17 protein-coding genes are annotated in these 18358 nt (G+C 67.8%); 5 read left to right on the top strand and 12 right to left on the bottom strand.

Annotated elements, in window-relative coordinates; genetic code table 11:
• Positions 1-19 precede the first annotated feature (19 nt).
• On the bottom strand, positions 20-1030 hold the full coding sequence (locus HFL01S_RS13200) for a Nit6803 family nitrilase (protein ID WP_084383286.1): 1011 nt from the start codon (positions 1028-1030) through the stop codon (positions 20-22).
• A 16-nt stretch (positions 1031-1046) separates the two neighbouring features.
• Positions 1047-1529 (bottom strand): MSMEG_0572/Sll0783 family nitrogen starvation response protein, encoded by a 483-nt coding sequence (locus HFL01S_RS13195; protein WP_066259162.1) that lies wholly within the window; start codon positions 1527-1529, stop codon positions 1047-1049.
• Positions 1530-1881: 352 nt separating this feature from the next.
• Here HFL01S_RS13195 and HFL01S_RS13190 point away from each other — a divergent pair, with 352 nt between their 5' ends.
• Entirely contained in the window at positions 1882-3276 is a 1395-nt protein-coding gene (locus tag HFL01S_RS13190; RefSeq protein ID WP_066259158.1) for an aminotransferase-like domain-containing protein, read from the top strand.
• 58 nt (positions 3277-3334) lie between these two features.
• Here the strand turns inward: HFL01S_RS13190 and HFL01S_RS13185 are convergent, their stop codons facing one another.
• On the bottom strand, positions 3335-3922 hold the full coding sequence (locus tag HFL01S_RS13185) for a TetR/AcrR family transcriptional regulator (protein ID WP_066259156.1): 588 nt from the start codon (positions 3920-3922) through the stop codon (positions 3335-3337).
• A gap of 112 nt (positions 3923-4034) precedes the next feature.
• Between HFL01S_RS13185 and HFL01S_RS13180 the strand changes: the two genes are divergently transcribed.
• Positions 4035-4502, top strand: coding sequence for a nuclear transport factor 2 family protein (locus HFL01S_RS13180; RefSeq protein ID WP_066259155.1), 468 nt, complete (start codon positions 4035-4037; stop codon positions 4500-4502).
• A gap of 105 nt (positions 4503-4607) precedes the next feature.
• Here HFL01S_RS13180 and HFL01S_RS13175 read toward each other — a convergent pair whose 3' ends face one another.
• The 3 genes from HFL01S_RS13175 to HFL01S_RS13165 all read right to left on the bottom strand — a co-directional run bounded on the left by HFL01S_RS13175 (position 4608) and on the right by HFL01S_RS13165 (position 7143).
• Positions 4608-6080, bottom strand: coding sequence for an aminotransferase-like domain-containing protein (locus HFL01S_RS13175; protein WP_245644809.1), 1473 nt, complete (start codon positions 6078-6080; stop codon positions 4608-4610).
• A 63-nt stretch (positions 6081-6143) separates the two neighbouring features.
• Entirely contained in the window at positions 6144-6821 is a 678-nt protein-coding gene (locus HFL01S_RS13170; RefSeq protein ID WP_066259152.1) for an LrgB family protein, read from the bottom strand.
• Complete coding sequence (locus HFL01S_RS13165) at positions 6811-7143, bottom strand: CidA/LrgA family protein (protein WP_245644813.1); 333 nt, start codon at positions 7141-7143, stop codon at positions 6811-6813. The genes HFL01S_RS13170 and HFL01S_RS13165 overlap by 11 nt, the downstream gene beginning before the upstream one ends.
• Before the next feature lie 184 nt (positions 7144-7327).
• Between HFL01S_RS13165 and HFL01S_RS13160 the strand changes: the two genes are divergently transcribed.
• Together HFL01S_RS13160 and ccoG are read left to right on the top strand one after the other, a co-directional pair.
• Positions 7328-7996, top strand: coding sequence for a hypothetical protein (locus HFL01S_RS13160; protein ID WP_066259146.1), 669 nt, complete (start codon positions 7328-7330; stop codon positions 7994-7996).
• 18 nt (positions 7997-8014) lie between these two features.
• Positions 8015-9424, top strand: a complete 1410-nt coding sequence (gene ccoG / locus HFL01S_RS13155; RefSeq protein WP_066259143.1) for a cytochrome c oxidase accessory protein CcoG — start codon at positions 8015-8017, stop codon at positions 9422-9424.
• Between the two features lie 23 nt (positions 9425-9447).
• Here the strand turns inward: ccoG and pcaF are convergent, their stop codons facing one another.
• Genes pcaF through HFL01S_RS13125 form a run of 6 tightly spaced genes read right to left on the bottom strand, consistent with a single transcriptional unit; the run spans position 9448 to position 17941 of the window.
• A complete protein-coding gene (gene pcaF / locus HFL01S_RS13150) occupies positions 9448-10650 on the bottom strand; it encodes a 3-oxoadipyl-CoA thiolase (protein WP_066259140.1) in 1203 nt (400 codons plus the stop codon).
• 11 nt (positions 10651-10661) lie between these two features.
• Positions 10662-11987, bottom strand: a complete 1326-nt coding sequence (locus tag HFL01S_RS13145; RefSeq protein ID WP_066259138.1) for an MmgE/PrpD family protein — start codon at positions 11985-11987, stop codon at positions 10662-10664.
• 2 nt (positions 11988-11989) lie between these two features.
• Complete coding sequence (locus HFL01S_RS13140; RefSeq protein WP_066259137.1) at positions 11990-14044, bottom strand: 3-hydroxyacyl-CoA dehydrogenase NAD-binding domain-containing protein; 2055 nt, start codon at positions 14042-14044, stop codon at positions 11990-11992.
• Positions 14045-14054: 10 nt separating this feature from the next.
• A complete protein-coding gene (locus HFL01S_RS13135) occupies positions 14055-16151 on the bottom strand; it encodes an acetate--CoA ligase family protein (protein WP_066259135.1) in 2097 nt (698 codons plus the stop codon).
• A 5-nt stretch (positions 16152-16156) separates the two neighbouring features.
• On the bottom strand, positions 16157-16948 hold the full coding sequence (locus HFL01S_RS13130; RefSeq protein ID WP_066259405.1) for an enoyl-CoA hydratase/isomerase family protein: 792 nt from the start codon (positions 16946-16948) through the stop codon (positions 16157-16159).
• Between the two features lie 15 nt (positions 16949-16963).
• Complete coding sequence (locus HFL01S_RS13125; protein ID WP_066259133.1) at positions 16964-17941, bottom strand: tripartite tricarboxylate transporter substrate binding protein; 978 nt, start codon at positions 17939-17941, stop codon at positions 16964-16966.
• A 195-nt stretch (positions 17942-18136) separates the two neighbouring features.
• On the opposite strand from HFL01S_RS13125, the gene HFL01S_RS13120 reads away from it, so the two are divergent.
• On the top strand, positions 18137-18358 hold a 222-nt coding region (locus HFL01S_RS13120; protein WP_157538866.1), incomplete at its 3' end, for a helix-turn-helix domain-containing protein.

Here is an 18358-nt window from a genome sequence, read left to right as displayed (position 1 = left end):
CGGTCATGGTCATCTCCGTTCAAAGGGGGTTGAGGACTTCGTTGGCCGGGCCGGTGGCCGGCTCGGGGATGAGACTGGCGTCCGTGTCGGCCGCGGGCCAGGGTCGCGTGGTGCGGTTGGGCTCGCGGCGCACCGTCAGGCTCAGCAGCTCGGGACGCGCGTAGTGGCCCACCGAATCCATCATGCGTTTGCGTTTCTGGATCAGGGCCATGTCCAGGTCTGCGATCACCAGGCCCTCGCCCTCGGTCAGCGGCTCGGCCAGGTACCTGCCTTCGGGCGAGACGATGGCGGTGTGGCAGCCACCACGCAGAGCGCCTTGCAGCTTCTCATCCGGCGTGACCGAGCGGATCTGCGCGTCGGTCAGCCAGCCGGTGGCGTTGACGACGAAGCAGCCCGATTCGAGCGCGTGGTGGCGGATGGTCACGCCCATCTGCTCGGCAAAGATGGGCCCCACCAGCGAGCCGGGAAACTGCGCGCAATGGATCTCTTCGTGTTCGGCCATCAGCGCATATCGGGCCAGCGGGTTGTAGTGCTCCCAGCAGGCCAGCGCGCCGACGCGGCCGACGCGCGTGTCCACCGCAGTGAGGCCGGAGCCATCACCCTGCCCCCACACCATACGCTCGTGGTAGGTGGGCGTGATCTTGCGGCGCTTGAGCAGCAGGCGTCCGTCCGCATCGAACACGATCTGGGTGTTGTAGAGGCTGCCGTGGTCGCGCTCGTTGACGCCCAGCACCACCACCATGCCGGCCTCGCGCGCCGCGGCTGCCACGGCGTCGGTCAGCGGGCCCGGCACGGTGGGCGCACGCTCCATCAGCAGCAGGTGCGCAGGCCCCTGTTGCACCGGCGGCTGAATGAAGGAGAAGTAGGGATAGTAGGGAACGAAGGTCTCGGGAAAGACGATCAACTCCACCCCCTGCCTGGCGGCATCGCGGATCGTCTCCAGCACGCGCGCCAGGGTGCCATCGGCACTCTCCAGGTCGGGGGCGATCTGGGCGGCGGCCGCCCGAACGGTTCTCTTCATGTCAGCCATGCCGTGCCTTCCGGGATCAGAGCGTCCAGGTGTCGAGGATGAACGCGCCGTCCTTGCGGTGCAGGAGCACGATGTCCAGCACATCCAGCGGGTTGATCGGGCGGATGCCTTCGATCAGCGCGCCTTCGCCGTGGCCGTACAGCGCCTGCAGCGCGAAGCGGCAGGCATAGACCTTGCCGCCTTCAGCGATGAACTTGGTGATCTGTTCGTTGAAGTTCTGGTGCCCGGGGAAAGCCGAGTCGCCCAGCTTGGGGAAGCCGCGCTTCACGCCCAGCGTCACGCCCGGGCCGTACAGCAGGATGGAGGTCTCGAAGCCCTTGCGCTGAAGCCGCGTGGCCTGCAGCAGGTTGACGAAACCGATCGAGCCTTCGAAGGCCACGGTGTGGAAGGTCACGAGGGCCTTCTCGCCGGGTGCGGCCTTCACGTCTTCGAAAACTTTCTCTTCGTAGTCGACCAGGAAATCGCCCTTCTGGGCAGCGGGGTGAGTGACTTGGGGCATGGTGGTCCTATGGCGATGGGTTGAAAGGCGGGCTCCGCAGAGACCGGTGGGTGCCAGCACGGGCTGGGCACCTGCCTTCCCATAGCCAAGGACGTGCCACACCAGCACCGTCGCCGGCAATCAATGCCCGATCAAAGGGGCGTGGCGTCGCCGCGAGCGCTTCGAGCACCGCTGTTGCTCTTCCCGGGGGTGCACCAAAACGAACAAACACCCATGCAATCAATGCACCCGATCAATGGGGGCTGCGCACCGTTTTGCCCGTGAGAAATGGATCACCACCGATGCAATCTGCCAGTGACGCAGGCACACTCAGGTGGTTGTTGAAGACCCTGACCCTCCGCCTGAAACCCTCATGCCGTTCACCCATTGGATCGCCCGGCTCAGGAGCAGTACGCTGCCGGCCTACCAGCTCATCCCGGAACTGATCGCACAAGACCTTCAGTCGGGTCGGCTGGCACCGAGAGAGCGCCTTCCTCCGCTGCGGGATCTCGCATCGAAGCTGGACCTCAACTACACCACCGTGGTCCGCGGTTTTGCAGAAGCCAGGGAGCGCGGCCTGATCGTCTCCCGACCCGGCTTGGGCTCGTTTGTGCGTGGCTCGTTCATCGGATTGCCGTTGCGCGCTGGCACGGGGGCGGAGATGACCATGAACATGCCGCCAGAGCTGTCGGAGCATCCCGCCATCCAACGGGCCCAGGAGCAGGCCGCCCGGTCGATGGCACAGGCAAACTTCCAGGACCTGATGCGCTATCAGGACTTTGGTGGCACTCCCCGGGACCGCCACCTTGCAGCGCAGTGGATGGCCCAGTGGGTGCCCGAGGCCGTGCCGGAGCGGCTGCTCGTGGCCCCGGGCATCCACAGCGTGCTGCTGGCGCTGACCAGCCTGCTGGTCAAGCCCGGGCAGTCGCTGTGCGTCGAACCGTTGGTCTATCCGGGCATCAAGGCCATCGCTGCCCAACTGGGCACACGTTTGCATCCGCTGTCCATGGACGAGCAGGGTCTGATCCCGGAGAGCCTTGAGGCCGCCTGCAAGAGCCTGCCGGTCGGCGCGCTCTACCTGTGCCCCAACCTGCACAACCCCACCACAGCGACCCTGCCCATCCGGCGCCGGGAACAGCTGGCCGACATCGCCCTGAGGCACAGTGTCCCGATCATCGAAGACGACGCCTATGGCATGCTGCCTACCGCAGTCCCGCCGCCGCTGATCGAGTTCGCACCGGAACTGACTTACTACATCAGCGGCCTGTCCAAATGGCTGGGGGCCGGGGTCCGCACCGCTCACGTGCTGACCCCCACATCAGCCACCCACCAGCGACTGGCCGGCGCCCTGCGAGCAACCACGGTGATGGCATCACCGTTGATCAACCATGTGGTCTCGGAATGGTTCGAACAGGGTCACAGCGCCGAGGTTCTGGCGGCAGTCCGTGAGGAATGCCAATGGCGCAGTCAAACCATACGCACCCGTCTGGCGAATCATGGCGTACGCACCCAGCCCAACGGCTTTCATGCGTGGCTGCCGCTGCTGGCGCGTGAAGATGGCCACTGCATCGCGTCCGAGATGGCTGACAAATTGAGAAGCCTGGGTGTCGCCGCGGTCGCAGGAAGTACCTTCTGCACCGACCGCAATCCGCCCGAGGGACTGCGACTCTGTCTTGGCGGCAGCCTGACACGAGACGACTGCGGCAGGGCGCTGCAGGCCGTAGTCGATGCGCTGGCGCATTGCCAGGCGGGCGACAGCAACACATGACACATCCCGTCACCCACCCCCAGCTCCCGCCAACCGCTCACCAGCAAAGCCATCAATCTCAGGCTTTGTTGTTCAGCCGGTCGGCAATGAACTGGAGCGCTCGCAGCGCGGGTGCTGGATCACCGCAGTACTGAGCCTGCACGATGGCGCCATCCACAGCGGTGGCCAAGGCCTCGGCGGCCCTCTTTCGCTGACCCGACAGCGGCAGCAAGGCTTCGATGGCGTCGGTCATCTGCTGTTTGTGCTGGCGGGTGGCCTCCACTACAGCAGGCATCGCCGGCCCCATCTCGCTGACGCCGTTGAGGAAGGCACAGCCTCGGAAATCGCCGAGCGCCTCGCCGCGGAACCATTCCTTCATCACAGGCGGGAGCGCCTGTACGCCTTTTGACGCGCCGCCGTGGCGCTGCAAGGCATCCGTGAACCACGCCATCCACCGTTCGTGACGAAGGTTCAAGTAGGCAAGGATCAGATCGTTCTTGCTCGGAAAGTGCCGGTAGAAGGTCACCTTGGTCACGCCGGCTTCGGCGATGACGCGGTCGATCCCGGTCGCACGAAGGCCCTCGGCATAGAAGAGGTCATGCGCAGTGCGCAGGATCCGCTCTCTGGGGGGCAGGTCGCTGATGCTGAAGCCAGTGTTCTTGCTCATGACCCCACTATAGACAGACTTGTCTACATCCGCCACAATTCGCATGTAGACAAGTCTGTCTACATGCCGCAGGTCTGCGGCACATCCTGACCATTCACTGAAAGCCACCACCATGGACACCCGCCCCCCGTTGCCCCCATTCACCCGTGACACTGCGATCGAGAAGATTCGCCTGGCCGAAGACGGCTGGAACAGCCGAAATCCTGAACGCATCGTGCTCGCCTACAGCCCTGACACCGTGTGGCGCAATCGCGCGGAGTTTCCTCGGGGCCGCGCCGAGGCGCAGGCACTGCTGGAGCGCAAGTGGGCACGGGAGCTTGACTACCGCCTGATCAAGGAGCTTTGGGCCTTCGACGCCAATCGCATCGCAGTGCGGTTTGTGTACGAGTGGCACGACGACGCCGGCAACTGGTTCCGCAGCCATGGAAACGAGAACTGGGAGTTCGACGAAAAAGGACTAATGACGCATCGCCATGCCAGCATCAACGACCAGCCGATCAGTGCCGAAGAACGGAAATTCCATTGGCCGCTCGGCCGCCGCCCGGACAACCATCCGGGGCTGACGGAGTTGGGGCTCTGATGTGCAAGCGCCGCACCGCTGAAAGCGTGCAATCAGAGGCGAAGGCTCGCTGCTCCATACCAAGGCCCAACACGTTGCATCAGTGCTGATCAGTGCGCAGACAGATCAACGTCGCCTTGGTCCTTCGCCTCGTGTTGCTTCCCCGGCCACCACGCCGTGCTCTTTGGCCAGCGTTCCCAGCGTCTTCAGCGCAGCCCTGACGGCCGGTCCGACCGGATGCCCGACGTTCAAGCGCAGATGCCGCGTGAAGCGCCGGTCGGCTGAAAACAGCACACCGGGCGCCGTGCTGATGGACTGCGCCATGGCCTGGTGGTGCAGGGCCAGGGCGTCCACGCCCGGCGGCAGTTCCAGCCACACGAAGTAGCCCCCTTGCGGCTCGGTCATGCGGGTGCCCTTGGGGAAGCAACGCTCGATCAGCGACCGGGCCGCCGTGTGCTGGGTCCTGAGGGCTTCGCGCAGATGGCGCAGGTGGCGCTCGAAACCACCCTGCACCAGGTATTCGGCCACGGCCAGCTGCGGCGGAATGGGCGAGGCCAGCGAGGTCATCATCTTCAGGCGCTCGACGTGCCTGGCGTAGCGCCCGGCGGCCGCCCAGCCGACCCGGTAACCCGGTGCCAGCGACTTTGAGAACGACGAGCAGTGCAGCACCAGACCCTCCTGGTCAAAGGCCTTGGCGGGCAGTGGTCGGCGCGCGCCGAAGTGCAGCTCGGCGTACACGTCGTCCTCGATGAGCGGCACCCCGTGGCGCGCCAGCAGTTGCACCAGCGCCTGCTTCTTGGCGTTCGACATCAGCGCACCCAGCGGATTCTGGAAGGTGGGCATGAACCAGCACGCGGCCACCTTCTGGCGCTGGAGCAGGGTTTCGAGCGAGTCCAGCCGCACGCCCTCGACCGGGTCGGTCTCGACCTCCACCGCCTTCAGGTGCAGGCGTTCCAGTGCCTGCAGCGCCGCGTAGAAGGTGGGCGACTCGACCACCACCACGTCCCCCGGCTGCGTCACCGCCTGCAGGCAGAGGTTGAGCGCCTCCATGGCGCCATTGGTCACGATGAGTTCGTCGGCCTGCAGGGTCACGCCGTTGAGCGCATAGCGCCGACCGACCTGTGCCCGCAAGGTCTCGTCACCCGCGGTCAGCGCGCCCGAAATCTGCGCCGGGCCCAGGCGCCGCATGGCCCTCGCACCGCCCCGCGCCAGCGCCTCGAACGGAAACAGATCGGGCGCGGGGAAAGCCGATCCGAGCGGCACCACGTCCACATCGCGCGTGGAACCCAGCAGCTCGAACACCAGCTCGCTGATGGCCACCGGTGTGATCCGCCCGCTCGGTGGCGCGGCCTCCGGGGGCTTCCCAGAAAGGGGACGCCGCGCCCGCACGAAGTAGCCGGACCGCACCCGCGCCTCGACCAGCCCCTCGGATTCCAGCTGTGCATAGGCCTGGAAGGCGGTGGAAGGACTGATGCCACGCTGTCGGCGCAGGTCGCGCACCGAGGGCAGCCGGTCACCCGGCCGCAGCACCCCCGCACGGATGCTGCCGGCCAGTTCATCGGCCAGTTGCTGGTAGCGCGTCAAGGTGCCAGACGACATGTCTTCGAGGATCCCCAGAGGAAGCCTCGATGGTAGGGGGTTCGAAGTGTCCGGGCGCATGCTTCAGAACAGCAGCAGGGCACACAGCAGGGCTGTGACCAGTGCATTGCCGCACATGCCAGCAACCGCGAGGTCCAGGTGCGCCGGGTGCTGGGCCTGGGCTCGCACCAGACCGATGGCGTGTGCGCTCACGCCGAGCGCGAACGCATGGATCTGTTCATCGACCACCCCTGTTCGGCGCAGGGCCCACGGCGTCAGCAAGGCGCCGAACAAACCGGTGAGGAACACCGCCGCCACGGCGACAGCCTGGTGTGCCGCATCGTTGGCCACCAGCGACAGCGCCACCGGCATGGTGGCAGCCTTGGGTGCCACTGCCGCCGTGATGACCCACGGCGTCTCCAGCACCCAGCCCACCAACAGCACCCCAACCACCGACAGTGTGGCGGCCACCAGCACACCCAGCAGCAGGGGCACCAGCAGGATCCCCAGCTGACGGCAAACCATGTGCAGGGGAACAGCCATGCCCACCACCGCCACGTCCATGGCGAACTTCAGCGCCTGGGTATGGCCGGCGAACGTGCCCGCATCGATCCCCAGCACAGACCCTGCCCCCAGCACCAGCAGCACAGCCACGAACACCGGCAGCGCCAGCACATGGCGCCCACTGAGGCGAAACAGCTCACGCGCCGTGAGGTAACACATCAGGGCCAACAGCCAGGCCGCAGCTTTTTCAAGCGTCATCAACGCTTTCCTGCCGGTCTTTGAGTGCTGACACGACCAGGCTGCCACCGACCGCCATGAGCACGGTCACCAGCAGACCGGTCACCACCAGGAGAAGCATCGCGTCGGCAACGAACCGCAGCCCCACCACAGCGGCCACCAGCGAAGGCAGCAGGAACAGCGCCAGGTGGTTCAACAGCCAGGCGGAAGCGCTGGACAAGGCCCTGGGCACCTCCCTCAATACACCGAGGGCCAGCGACAGCATCAGGAAGCCCCAGAAGCTCCCGGGCACCGACACGCGAAGCCAACGGGACAGGGCATCACCCAGCAACGGGAAGATCACCAGGGCCAACAAACCAATCAGAACAGACCGTGTGCAGCTCATCTGCGGCAGTGTCCGCCCATTTTCTGAGGAAGGGCCGTATCAGAAGGCGGTAAATCCATGGGTATCAGAGGACAACTGATACGGTTGGTTTTCCATCCATCTGAATCCTGCGCACCAGAGCCCTTGGCGGCACCATGAGCGCATGTCTGCACACACCGCCCTCCTCCGCGTTCAGCCGCGCGCTGCCCTGCCTTGTGCCCAGGTGCGACTGGCCGACATGGCCGCCAGCGGATGCCTCGGCGTGGGCGTACCCAGCCACCTGGGGGGCCATGGCGGCCAACTGGAAGACCTGTTCCGCGACCCAGGCACCCGTCACTGGCTGGAGTGCCAGCATCACGCGGACCGGCTGGTATTCCTGTCCCAGCGTCTGGTGATCGAGGCGCTGGTCAGGACCGACAACATCGGCCTGAGGGAGCTGCACCTGCCCGACCTGCTCGGCGGTGCGGCTGCCGGCGCTTCGGCCCTGGAGTCGCCACCCCTGGAGGCCAGGACCGTGGGACTGGGCTGGCAGTTTCATGGGCTGCTGCGCGGGGTGCCCAACCTGCAATGGGATGGTTTCTCCCTTTTGCTGCCGGTGCAGACCGCAGGCCAGATCGAAGGCGTGCTGCTTGTCCGCTCCGAGGAGAACGGGCTCACCGTGCGCCCTGGCGAGAACCCGGACCTGTGGTCCTCGGCCGCCTGCGGCGACGTGCAGTTCCAGCAGAGTTTTCTGCGCGCCGACGAATGGCTGGGCGACCAGCCGCTGTGGTCATCGCTGGTCCAGACCCATCAGATGCTGCGCGCCGGCTTGCGCCACCTTCCACACCCGTAAACACACACGAGGCACCCCATGCCCAAAGTCATCCCGATCCAGCCCACCGAAGCCTGGACACCCGTTGACAAGATCCACGCCCGCTCCACCCAGGGCCTCTTCAACCGCTGGCGCTGGACCTTCGTGTGGCTGACGCAGGCCTTCTTCTACGGCGTGCCGTGGCTGAACTGGAACGCACGGCAGGCCGTGCTGTTCGACCTCGAAGCCAAACGCTTCTACCTGTTCGGTGCCGTGCTCTTTCCACAGGACCTCATCTACCTCGCGGCCCTGCTGGTCATCAGCGCCTTGCTGCTGTTCTTTGCCACCGCGGTGGTCGGGCGGGTCTGGTGTGGCTTCGCCTGCCCGCAGACGGTCTACACGTCGCTCTTCATGTGGATCGAACACCGGTTTGAAGGCAGCCCGCAGAACCGCAAGCACCTGGACCAGGCGGGCTGGGGCCCGGAGAAGCTGCTGCGCCGGGGCGGCAAGCACCTGGCCTGGGCGGCGTTCGGTCTGTGGACCGGCTTCACGTTCGTGGGCTACTTCACCGCTATCCGGCCGCTGGCGGCCGACACCCTGACACTGTCCGTGGGGCCCTGGACCAGTTTCTGGGTCCTGTTCTACGGCCTGTTCACCTACCTCAACGCCGGCCTGGTGCGCGAGAAGGTCTGCCTGCACATGTGCCCCTACGGACGCTTCCAGGGCTCGCTGATGGACGAGCGCACCCTCAACGTGGCCTACGACCATCGGCGGGGTGAACCCCGGCGCGGCCGTCTCGAAGACGACGACCGAACTGTGAACCAGGGTCACTGCATCGACTGCACCCTGTGTGTGCAGGTCTGCCCCACGGGCATCGACATCCGCAACGGCCTGCAGGCCGCATGCATCGGCTGCGGCCTGTGCATCGACGCCTGCGACGACGTGATGGGCAAGGTGCACGCCCCCAAGGGCCTGATCCGCATGGCCTCCCTGCACGAACTGGGTGGTGCCGCCAGCAGCCAGCGCCCCTTCCTGCAGCGCGTGTGGCGTACCCGGGTCTGGGTCTATGGCGGTCTTCTGGCCCTGGTCATCGCTGCCACCGTCGCGGCATTCGCCAACCGAACGGACGTGCGCATGAACGTCATCCGCGACCGCTCGGTCATGGCGCGACAGGTGGAACAGGGGGCGGTGGAGAACGTCTATACGTTGCAGCTGATGAACGCGTCGGACCACACCCGCACGGTGGTGGTGGCCGTGGAGCCATCACATCTGGTGAGCCTTCACCAACCCGTCACCGCAGAGCTGGGGCCGGCACAGGCCACCACCATCACGGCCACCGTCCGCATGCCCAGCGTCGAGGCGGCGCAACACGCCGGCGAGGTGGTGCCCATCCGCTTCGTGGTGGCTTCGCCCGAACGGGCAGGCCAGGCAGAAGTGGACGAGCCATCCACCTTCCTGGTTCCACGGTAGCCCACGAAACAAAATGGGTCGGGTCACACCCGCTCCAGCACCACCGCGATGCCCTGCCCCACCCCGATGCACATGGTGCACAGCGCGTAGCGGCCACCGCCGCGGTGCAGCTGGTTGACGGCGGTGGTGGCCAGGCGGGCGCCGCTGGCACCCAGGGGATGGCCCAGGGCGATGGCGCCACCATTCGGGTTCACACGCGCATCGTCGTCGGCCAGGCCCAGGTCGCGCAGAACGGCCAGGCCCTGGGCAGCGAACGCCTCGTTGAGTTCGATCACGTCCATCTGCCCCAGCGAGAGCCCGGTGAGCGCCAGCACCTTGCGCGCGGCCGGCGCCGGGCCCATGCCCATGATGCGCGGCGGCACACCGGAGGTGGCCATGCCCAGCACGCGGGCGCGCGGCACGAGGCCGTGTCGCGCGGCGGCCGCTTCGCTGGCCAGCAGCAGCGCGGCGGCGCCGTCGTTCACGCCCGAGGCGTTGCCGGCGGTCACGCTGCCGTCGGGGCGCACCACGCCCTTGAGCTTGGCGAGCGCTTCGAGCGAGGTGGCGCGCGGGTGTTCGTCGCGGTTCACCACCAGGGCATCGCCCTTCTTCTGTGGCACATGGACCGGCACGATCTCGGCATCGAACACGCCCGCCTGCTGCGCCGCCAGGGCCTTGGTCTGCGAGGCTACAGCCATGCGGTCCTGGTCGGCGCGCGAGATGTTGAACTCCATCGCGACGTTCTCGGCCGTCTCGGGCATGCTGTCCACGCCGTACTGCGCCTTCATCAGCTTGTTGACGAAGCGCCAGCCGATGGTGGTGTCCTCCACGCTGTTGGCGCGCGAGAAGGCGCTGGTGGCCTTGGGCATCACGAACGGCGCGCGGCTCATGCTCTCCACACCGCCCGCGATCATCAGCTCGGCCTCGCCGCTTTTGATGGCGCGCGCCGCGGTGCCCAGCGCGTCCAGGCCCGAACCGCACAGGCGGTTGACCGTGGAGCCCGGCGTCGAGACCGGCAGGCCCGCCAGCAGCGCGCTCATGCGCGCCACGTTGCGGTTGTCTTCGCCGGCCTGGTTGGCGCAGCCGTAGACCACATCGGCCACCGCATCCCAGTCCAGGTTCGCATGGCGCTCCATCAGCGCCCGCAGCGGGACGGCCCCGAGATCGTCGGCGCGCACGCTGGAGAGGGCACCGCCGTAGCGGCCAAAGGGGGTGCGCACGGCGTCGCAGATGAAGGCGTGGGTCATGGTGTCTCCGTTCAGGGAAGTTGGGTGCTCTGGTGCAGTTGCCAGATGCGCGCGAGCAGCGCGCGGGCTTGCGCCTCACGGATCACCGGCGTGGCCAGCTCCATGAGCTTGCCTTCGAGGTCGGCGTCGGACAGCGGCAGTTCCGGGTCGCCCTTGCGGTCGGGCTGCAGCAGGGTCAGCTGGCGGCCATCGCGCAGGGTGATCGTCACGCGCGCACCGCGCCGGCCCGGAAAGGCGGCGTCCACGGCCGGGTCCAGCGCCTTGTGGATGCGCTGCATCAGCGCACGCGTGGCTGGGTCGTTGAGGCGGTCCGGCTCGAAGGCCGAGAGGCGCACGCTGCCGTGCACCAGCGCGGTGGCCACCATGTAGTGCAGGCTGAAGCGCGCTTGGTCGGCGTTCTGCGGGTCCACGTGGGGGGCGATGTCGAGCGTGGGCTGGTACACGCCGAGCGCCACGTGTTCGATGTCGGCGTGGCCGAAGCCGTGTTGCTGCTGCAAGGCCTGAGCGCCATCGATGGCGGCAAAGGTGTGGCCGCAACCGATGTGGTTCTTGAAGGTCAGGCGGGTGATGTGGAAGTCGGTGCCCAGCGTGGCGCCGATGGCGGACCAGTCTGGTCCTTCGCTCATGGCCTGGCCCAGGCCCGACTCGCCTTCGAGCACATCGAGCGAGCTGCGCATGCCGCCCGCAGCCAGCTGCGCGGCCAGCACACCGGCCTCGGCCGCTCGGCCCGCATGCAGCGGCTTGGCCATCGCCTCCAGACGGAAGGCCTGCTGCAGACCGGCTGTGAAGGTTGCGGCGATGGCCAGCGCATGGGCAAAGGCCGCTTCGTCCAGCTTCAGCAGGCTCGCCGCCGCCGCTGCGGCGCCAAAGCTGCCCATAGTGCCGGTGTTGTGCCAGTACCGGTAGTGCGGGCGCCCCATCACCACGCCGATGCGGGTGGAGATTTCGTAGCCCAGCACCACGGCGCGCAGGAACTCGGGGCCGCTCGCGCCCACGGTCTGGGCCACGGCCAAGGCTGCGGCGATGGTGGCCGCGCCAGGGTGGTACATCGCGTCGCGGAAGCTGTCGTCCACCTCGGCGGCGTGCGCGGCGGTGCCCTGGATCAGGGCGGCCGCGCGCGTCGTGGCGCTTCGGCCCTGCACCAGTTGCGCCGCGCCCCGGTCCAGGTCGTCGGCCATGGTCTTCATCAGCACCTGCACCGCCGGCGTGTCCAGCCCCGGGTAGATCGAGGCGTACCAGTCGATCACGGCGCGCTGGGCGTGGTGCGCCACCTCGGCGGGCAGCGGTGTCCGGGCAAAGCCGGTGGCAAAGCGCGCGAAGGTTTCAACGGCGTGCATGTTCAGTTCTCCGTGTTGAGCAGGTGGTGCAGGTCGCCGGTCACAAAGCCCGGCCCGCTGAGCTCCGCCAGCCACCGCATGTCGTCCTGCAGCGCGGCCGCACCGCGTTCGCGCGCCCAGAACACGGTGCCGCCTTCCCAGCGCGGGAAACCATAGCCGTTGACCAGCACCACGTCCACGTCGGTGGCGCGCTCGGCCACGCCTTCGGCGAGCAGCAGCGCGGCCTCGTTGACGATGGCCAGCAGCGCGCGGCGCACGATCTCGTCATCGCCGAGCTCGCGGGGCTGCAGGCCCTTGTCCGCGCGGGCCTGCGCGATGAGTTGATGCACCGCTTCGTCCAGCTGCGGGCCCTTGCCGCCTTCGGGGTAGCGGTAGTAGCCGGCGCCGGTCTTGCGGCCCAGGCGCCCGGCTTCGCACAGCCGGTCGGGGATGTGCACGTAGCGCGCCTTCGGGTCGCGCGTGGCGGCCTGGGCCTGGCGCATGCGCCAGGCGATGTCCAGGCCCGACAGGTCGGCCACCGCGAACGGGCCCATGGCAAAGCCGAAGGCCTGCAACGCGGCGTCGACCTGTTCGGGCCAGGCGCCCTCTTCGACCATGAATTCGCAATGGCGCCGGTAGGCCGCGTAGAGCCGGTTGCCGATGAAGCCGAAGGCGTTGCCGGTCAGCACCGGCTGCTTCTTGAGCCGCTTGCCCAGCGCCAGCCCCGTGGCCAGCGCGTCGGGCGCAGAAGCCTGGCCGCGCACCACTTCCATCAGCTTCATGACGTGGGCCGGGCTGAAGAAGTGCAGGCCGATCACGTCCTGAGGCCGCGATGTGGCCGCAGCGATGGCGTCCAGATCCAGGTACGAGGTGTTGGAGGCCAGCACCGCGCCCGGTCGCGCCACCGCGTCGATGCGCCGGAACACCTGCTGCTTCACCCCAAGGTCTTCGAACACGGCTTCGATGACCAGATCGGCACTGGCCAGTTCGGCCCAGTCCAGGCAGGTCTGCAGCCGGGCTTCCACTGCGGCGGCTGCGCCGGCACCCAGCTTGCCTGCCTGCACCTGGCCGGCGTAGTGCGCGTGGATGCGCGCAGCCCCCCGCTCCAGCGCCGCGGCGTCCTGCTCCAGCAGCAGCACACGATGGCCTGCGTCGAGCACCGAGATGGCGATGCCAGATCCCATGGTGCCCGCGCCGATCACCGCCACGAGTTCCACGGCACGTGGCACGGCGCCGTCCAGGGACGGATGTTTGGCGCTGTCGCGTTCGGCAAAGAACTGGTGCCGCAACGCGAATGCCTCGCGCGAGACGCGCAAGCGCTGGAACACCGCGCGTTCGTCGGCCAGGCCGTCATCAAAACCAACGTGGGCCGTGGCGGTGATGGCGTCGATGGCCGCCAGCACCGCAGGCCGGCGCTTGCCGGCCTTGAGCGCAGCGGTCGTGGCTTCCCCCACCTCCGCGCTCTGGGTGGACGGCACATCGCGTTCGCGCACCAGCCGCTTCTCTCCCCTGAGCTGCCGGGCGTGCGCGACCGCGGTTGCGCGCAAATCACTGCTGGCGATCTGGTCCACCAGACCAGCCTCCAGCGCGGCCGCAGCGGGCACACGTTCGCCCGAGCAGATCATGCGGATCGCACGTGGAATGCCGACGATGCGCGGCAGCCGCTGCGTGCCACCGGCGCCGGGAATGATGCCCAGCGTCACCTCGGGCAAGCCCACCACGGAGCCCGGTGCGGCCACGCGGGCATCGCAACCCAGCGCCAGCTCGAAGCCCCCGCCCAGCGCGGCGCCGTGCAGCGCCGCCACCACCGGCTTGCTACAGGTCTCGATGGCCGCGATCACGGCCGGCAGCTGCGGTTCGGTCAGCGGCTGACCGAACTCGCGCAGGTCCGAGCCGGCAATGAAGGTGCTGCCGGCGCCGATGAGCACCGCGCCTTCGAGCGTGTCGTCGTTGCGCAGGGTCTCGATGGCGGTCATCAGGCCCTGCCGCACGGCAGCCGAGCCGGCGTTGATGGGCGGGTTGTCGATCACGATGACAGCGATCCCGCCGTCCCGCTCCAGGTGCACGCGTGGCGTCATGGCGCGTTCCTCAGGCCAGCACGACCACACCGTCGGCGGCGCTCACGCCCTGACCCTGCGCACGCACGAACACCGGGTTGATCTCGGCCTCCACCAGGCGGTCGCCCAGTTGGGCCGCCATGCGGGAGAACGCCACGATGGCGTCCACCAGCGCCTCCACGTCGGCCTTGGGCCGGCCGCGGAAGCCGTCGAGCAGCGGCCAGGTCTTGAGGTCTTTCGCCATCGACAAGGCGTCGGCGCGACTCAGTGCCTTGAGGCCCTGGCCATCCTGCGCCAGCAGGCGCATGGTGGTGTCCTTGAACAGCTCGGCCGTCACGCCGCCCATGCCCAGCAGCACGGCCGTGCCCAGTGCATCGCGGTGCATGCCGAGGATCAGCTCGGTGCCGCCGCCCACCATCTCCTGGACCAGGAAGCGGTCCGGGCGCACACCGGCCTTGGCCTGCACATCGGCGATCATGCTGATCAGGCGCTCGCCCACGGTCTCGGGTGTGAGGCCGATGGCCACGCCACCCACATCGCTCTTGTGCGTGATCTGCGACGACAGGATCTTGAGCACCACGCGGCCGCCCAGTTCGCGCGCGGCGGCCTCGGCTTCGGCACGGGTGGTGACGATACGCTCGGCCGCACAGGGCACCTGGAAGCGCGCGAACAGCTGCTTGGCCTGGGCCTCGTCCAGCGAGCCCGAAGGCAGATCGCCCGTGTCGACGACTCCCACCGTGTCCTTCTCTTCGACCGGTGCCACAAAGCTGCCCACCCTGAACATGGCGGCCAGCGCCGCGGTGCAGCTCTCGGCCGCAGAGAAGGCAGGCACACCGTGGCGCGTGAGCAGCGCGCCCACCTCGGGCGCGTGCGGGCTCACATAGGCCATCACCGGCTTGTCCGAATCGGGCAGACAGTCGCGGATGGCGTTGGCCATCAGCTCGGGCATGGCCAGGCTGGACGAGCCGACGATGATCACCAGCGCGTCGTAGCTCGGGCTGGCCAGCAGGGCACGGATCGCGCCGCGCAGCAGGTCGGGCCGCAGGCCGGCCAGGGTCACGTCGATCGGGTTGCGGTCCAGTACGGCTTCACTGCCGGTCTGCAGCGCGCGCAGCGCCTCGGCCGTGGCGGCATCGGGCGCCGGGGTCTCGAAACCGGCGACGCCCAGGTCGTCGGACACCAGCGTGCCGGCGCCGCCGGTGCTGGTGAGGATGGCCACGCGCCGGCCACGCATGTGGCGGCCTGTGGCCAGGGCCACGGGGATGTCCAGCAGGTCGTTGAAGGTCTGCGCGCGGATCACGCCCACCTGCCTGAACAGCGCGTCGTACATGCGGTCGGCGCCGGCCATGGCACCGGTGTGCGACACGGCGGCCTGTGCGCCCGCTTCCGAGCGGCCGATCTTGAACGCCACCACCGGCTTGCCCTTGCTCGCCGCCTTCAGGCAGGCGGCACGGAACTTGGCCGGGTCGCGCACGGTCTCGATGTAGAGCGCAATCACCTGGGTGGCCGGGTCGTCGGCCAGGTGGTCGATGAAATCGGCCAGCTCCAGGTCCACCTCGTTGCTGGTGGAGATCAGCTTGGAGAGGCCAATGCCGCGTGCGGCGGCCCGCGACAGCAGCGAGCCGAGGATGCCGCCGCTTTGCGACACCACGCCGATGCCGCCCACCGGGAACTCATCCATCTCCAGCGCACCGGTGGCGGAGAGCACGATGGCGTCGGTCAGGTTCACCAGCCCGATGGTGTTGGGACCCAGGATGCGCATGGACCCGGCGGCCTCCACCAACTGCTTCTGACGGCGCGCGCCGTCTTCGCCGATCTCGGTGTAACCGCTGGCCAGCACGATGGCGGCCGCGCAACCGCGCGCCGAGAGCTCCTTCACCGCGAGGTGGGCACGCTCGGCGCCCAGCAGCACGATGGCGACATCGGGCGTTTCCGGCAACGAAGCGATGTCGGCGTAACACGGCAGGTCACCGATGCGGTCGGCCTTGGGGTTCACCGGCAGGATGCGACCGGCAAAACCGTGTTTCTGCAGGTAGGCCACCGGGCGTCCGGCGGTTTTTCCGGGGTCGGCCGAGGCACCGATGATGGCGACGCTGCGCGGCTGCAGCAGGCGAGAGATGGCGTCCATGGTCTTCACTCCTTGCTGGCGGCCTTGGCCAGAAACGCTTCCACCGAGGCGCGGTGTTCGCTGCTGGTGTAGCAGATGCCCTGCGCCTGGCTGCCCTGCGCGAACACGTCGTGCGAGCTCAACTCGAAGCTCTGGTTGAGGATGGTCTTGGTCAGTGCGATGGCCGTGCCGGAGGCCTGGCTCAGCTCCGCGGCCCAGGCCTGGGCGTCGGCCAGCAACGTGTCCGCGCCAGTCTTGCGGTCGACGATGCCCAGCGCCAGGGCCTCGTCCACCTTGACCTGGCGGCCGGTGAAGATGAGTTCCTTGGCCTTGGCCAGGCCCACGCGGCGCGGCAGGAAATACATGCCGCCGCCGTCCGGGATGATGCCGCGCAGCACATACGACCAGGCAAAGCTCGCCCACTCGCTGGCGATGATGAAGTCGCAGGCCAGCGCGGTGTCGGCCCCCAGGCCGGAGGCCGCGCCATTGACCGCGGCGATCACGGGCTTGGGGCAGGTGTGCAGCAGGGCCTGCGTGTGGTGCACCCGCTGCTGGCGGTGCCAGCCGTTGAAGCCCACTTCGCCCGCCGGGGCGTTCATGCGCTTTTGCATGCCGCTGATGTCGCCTCCAGCGCAAAAGCCCTTGCCGGCGCCGGTCAGCACCAGGGCGCGGATCGCCTTGTCGGCGGACACCGACTCCAGCGCGTGGATGAACTCCGAGCGCATGCCATCGCTCATGGCGTTGCGCTTTTCGGGGCGGTTGAGGGTGAGCGTGGCAATGCCTTCGCTCACGTTCAGTTCAATCAGTGTGTAGTCCATGTCAGGCATCCGGGTTCAGTCGGCCTTGATGTTGTTTTCCTTGACGATCTTTCTCCAGCGCGCTTCTTCGGCCTTCACGTAGCGGTCGAACTCGGCGGGATCGGATGCGTTGACGACCAGACCCTCGTGTTCCACCTTCTTCACGAACTCGGGGCTTTGCGCGGCTTTCTTGACGGCGGCGTTGAGCTTGGCGATCACGGGGGCCGGCGTGCCCGCGGGGACGAAGAACCCGTACCAGCTTTCCACCGAGTAGCCCGGCACCGTGGCGGCCACCGTGGGAACCCCCTTGAACGCGGGCGACGGCTCGGGTGTGGTCACCGCCAGGGCGCGCAGCTTGCCCTGTTCCACCATGCTGGACACCGCGGCGGCGGTGCCGAAGAACAGGTCCACCTGGCCACCGAGCAGGTCGTTCATGGCCGGACCGGCGCCGCGGTAGGGGATGTGCAGCAGATCGGCCTTGGTGAGGTTGACGAACATTTCACCGGCCAGGTGGGCCGAGGTGCCGTTGCCCTGGGAGGCGTAGGTCAGCTTCTTGCCCGACTTCACGGCGTCCAGCACGTCCTTCACCGACTTGTACGGGCTTTCGGTGCGCACCACCAGCACGTTCGGCCCCCGGCCGACCAGGCTCACCGGTGCGAACGCGGTGTCGTTGTTGTAGGGCAGCTTGCTGAGCAGGCTGGGGTTCACGGCATGCGCCATGGTGGCGATCACCAGGGTGTAGCCATCGGGCGCACTCTTGGCCACCAGGTCGGTGCCGATCACCGTGCCGGCACCGGGCTTGTTTTCCACAATCACCGTCTGGCCCAGCGCCTGGGACATGCCCAGGCCCAGGGTGCGCGCAATCAGGTCGGTGCCACCGCCGGGTGCGAACGGCACGACGATGCGGACAGGCTTCTCCGCCGGGTACTCGGCATGGGCCGCACCCGCGAACGCCGCCAGACTCAGGCACAGGCCGCTGGCGATGCCACGCAGGGAAATGGGAAAGAACTTCATGTGATGTCTCCTGGATGGAAAGGGGTCGAAGCCGCCTCGGGTTCTGTGCCGCGTCGACCTGTTGGGCGAGTCCTGAGCTTATGGGTGCATGGCCCTTTTGAGACCCACTCAATTCCATTCAGTGGAATTTAGAATGACCTTGTGAACGAGTGAAATGCTGCCCAGACACCTGGGTAAACCCTCGAAAGGCACACCATGAATCCGCTCGAAGAACACCCTGGCCGATCGGCAGCGAACCGCTCCCTGCTGCGCGGTGCCGACATCCTGCGGGCCTTCCGGCCCGGGTCGGACCTGCTGGGCAACGGGGAGATCGCCGAGCGGACCGGCCTCTCCAACTCCACGGTGAGCCGCCTGACCCAGACCCTGGTCGCGGCCGGCCTGCTGCAGCAGGACCGCGCCCGCCGCGCCTACCGGCTC

The organism is Hydrogenophaga flava NBRC 102514 (genome assembly GCF_001571145.1).
GTDB lineage: Bacteria > Pseudomonadota > Gammaproteobacteria > Burkholderiales > Burkholderiaceae_C > Hydrogenophaga > Hydrogenophaga flava.
The sequence above is the reverse complement of the archived record's forward strand: the minus strand, read 5'-3'. Positions and strand labels throughout refer to the sequence as shown.